This is a genomic window from Gluconobacter sp. P1D12_c, from assembly GCF_018812105.1.
Lineage (GTDB): Bacteria > Pseudomonadota > Alphaproteobacteria > Acetobacterales > Acetobacteraceae > Gluconobacter > Gluconobacter oxydans_A.
On record NZ_JACSIQ010000371.1, the window covers coordinates 1 to 485 of the forward strand.

A 485-nucleotide genomic window follows, 5' to 3' on the forward strand; every position below is an offset into this window, starting at 1 on the left:
CATTCGCTTTCGAGCGATAAGCTGTATCAGCCCAAACGCTTGAGGCCGTATTGGTTTTATCTAACAGCCCCTCTCTCAATCGCGCACCATCACTGGCGGCGGCATCCGTCGTCTTCCATTTTCGGATGAACCGAAACTTCCGGTCGATGGAGACGTGGGATTTGTAGCCAAAGAAYGGGATAGCGAGATCCGTTGCGGGCATACTCCCGTCATCCTGCCGTTTTGCTTTCGTGAACTTCAGCGTCCAGCGCGCATGACGATCCTTATGCGACATCTTTGCGGGCTTGTCCTGCCAGTCTTCAGGAATACGCCCTGCCCGGAGGTCGGCTTTCTCAGCRTTCGTATTGCGCTGCTTTGGAGCRGCCACCAGAGTTGCATCCAGGATCTGGCCSGACATCGGSAGATAACCGGCGTTCCTCAAAATAGTGTCAAAGCGATTGAACAGACCCTCGATCGCTCCCACCTGCGTCAGGCGTTCAAGGAGC

At 55.2% G+C, this 485-nt stretch carries 1 pseudogene; it reads right to left on the reverse strand.

Going from position 1 to position 485, the window contains the following annotated elements:
- A pseudogene (locus KP705_RS17225) lies at positions 1–485 on the reverse strand (IS5/IS1182 family transposase); the annotation flags it as partial.